At 60.9% G+C, this 2,062-nt stretch carries 3 protein-coding genes; all 3 read right to left on the bottom strand.

The window, feature by feature from the left end; all coding sequences use genetic code 11:
- Positions 1–181: 181 nt before the first annotated feature.
- Entirely contained in the window at positions 182–397 is a 216-nt protein-coding gene (locus tag NUW23_16220) for a hypothetical protein (GenBank protein ID MCR4427692.1), read from the bottom strand.
- A gap of 256 nt (positions 398–653) precedes the next feature.
- On the bottom strand, positions 654–1,598 hold the full coding sequence (locus NUW23_16215; protein MCR4427691.1) for a site-specific DNA-methyltransferase: 945 nt from the start codon (positions 1,596–1,598) through the stop codon (positions 654–656).
- On the bottom strand, positions 1,591–2,062 hold a 472-nt coding region (locus tag NUW23_16210), incomplete at its 5' end, for a PaeR7I family type II restriction endonuclease (protein MCR4427690.1). The genes NUW23_16215 and NUW23_16210, both read right to left, overlap by 8 nt.

Raw genomic sequence — 2,062 nt, 5'->3', positions numbered from 1 at the left:
TCAGGCACCGTCGTCTCACGCCGTCAGCCAGTGGCACGGGACCAGCTCAGGGGCACCGCATGCTCCTCGCCGAGCATGACGCGGCAGTGACAGTTGCGGGGATCAATCTGCACCTCGTCTCCCGCAGTGGCCGCGGGGTGGCAGGATGCGATCCTTGCGGACGGCGACGATGGCACCGACTTCACGTCTCCCGGTGGTCGAGCATTCTGGCAATGGTCGCAGCTTGCGCGTAGAAGCCGAGGCCACAGGCAAGGTCGATGCAGATGCCGGTGTAAATGTGCCCGTCCACCGTCAGCAGGGCCGCACCAACCGACCCGGCAGAAAAGTCCTTGCCGAGCCGGAACTCGCCGCAGACGGCCCTGGCGGCCTCGATCAGCCTCGACGTCGTCTCGTCCATGTTCCAATCCTATCCTGCGCCGGGCCCTCGCCGCACCTCCGCACTGACCGGGGACGTGCCCTGCCACGCTGCTACCCCAATTGTGCATGACAGACGGAATACTCGTGCCCTACTGCTAGAATCAACGCGGGGATGGCGGACGCGCCCGACAGCCGAGCGTGAGCAACGGTACTCAGGCATCCAAGACTCGCAGGCCACTGAACACTGCAATTCCGCTCGTCCATGCGCCGGGACAACGGTAGGCTCGCTACGAGGCCTACTGGCTGCGCTCGACCCCACGCCTCCGCGGAGACACCCTGTACATCTCAGCGTCTTCCCGAACCACTACGCCGCCTTCGACCGCTGGCTGTGCCCTCTCGAAGATAAGCTGCGCTCGCGAGAACAATGTATGCGCCTCGGCCCGCAATCGCCGCGCTGCCAGCCTGCAGTACTCGGGGTCAATGTCTATGCCTATGCTGTTACGCCCCGTGCGGAGAGCAGCGATCATTGTGGTGCCCGTTCCGCAGAAGGGGTCGAGGACGGTGTCTCCGACAAAGGAGAACATGCGGACCAGCCGATACGCCAACTCATAGGGGAACGGAGCAGGATGGTCACGGGTAGAGGCACCCGGGATGTCCCACAGTTGTCTGAACCACTGCTCGTACTCAGACTTGCTGATCATGCTGAGGCGCCGCTGCTCAGGAGTGGGACTTCTGTAGGCGCCCGGCTTGCGCTGCATCAGAATAAACTCGATGTCGCTCTTGATGATCGCATTGGGTTCGTAGGGCTTCCCGAGAAACTTGCTGCCGTTCTTTACCTCATAGTTGGCGTTGGAGATCTTGTACCAGATGATAGGGTTGAGGTTATCAAAGCCTATCTTGCGACAGGCGACCGCGATGTCGGAATGCAACGGCATGACTACATGTCTACCATACCTTCGACGTGACAGACATACGTCGCCCACCACGCAGACGAGCCTGCCGCCAGCCACGAGGACGCGAAAGCAGTGTTTCCAGACCAGCGAGAGTTGCTCGAGAAACTCTTCGTACTCCTCGATATGTCCGAGTTGGTTCGGATTCTCGTTGTACCTCTTCAGGATCCAGTAGGGGGGCGACGTCACGACCAAGTGCACGGACTCGTCCGGAAGGAAATCGAGCCTTCGGGCGTCCGCAAGCACGAGGCGATGGGTAGTGCACGACTGGTCGATCCGGTACTCAGGCATGGGCTGACGCGTGAGCAGCCAGCGCGCGAGCAAAGCTGAGCATTGATAGGTCCGAAGCTGGCTCCCTGTATTCCCCCTCCAGACCCGTATCGCTCTGCGACGTGATGAACGCCGCCGCGCTGTACTGCCGCTCCCTCACAAGTTTGCGACAGAAGAGCTCATACCGCCTGACGTAGGAAGAGCCCACGAACTCTGGCAGAACCCTGAAGTGAGGCTCCCTCACGGCGATAGGCGACCGCGACTCTGAACACTCCTCCAGCATAAAGAAGTATCCCAGAAACGGTTGAGGACTGTTCCCGAAGACTCCCTCGCGAAAGGCAGTCCACAGGTCGAGGGCACTCCCCATCGCCTCTTCCGTTCTGTTGTTGAAGTTGTTACCGAAGGACGGGCCCACCTGGGACTTGGCTTCGAGCGCTATGACAAGCTGGGAGTTCCTGACCACAAGCAGGTCCCACTCCTTCGTG

The sequence above is a fragment of the Bacillota bacterium genome (assembly GCA_024655925.1).
Taxonomy (GTDB): Bacteria; Bacillota; DTU025; order DTU025; family JANLFS01; genus JANLFS01.
Note: the sequence above shows the minus strand (reverse complement) of the source record. Positions and strands in the feature narration are given on the sequence as shown.

What these genes read in the sequence shown, in the direction of transcription:
- NUW23_16215 (MCR4427691.1), bottom strand. Translation starts at nt 1,598, where the DNA reads ATGCCTGAGTACCGGATCGACCAGTCGTGCACTACCCATCGCCTCGTG.
- NUW23_16220 (MCR4427692.1), bottom strand. Translation starts at nt 397, where the DNA reads ATGGACGAGACGACGTCGAGGCTGATCGAGGCCGCCAGGGCCGTCTGC.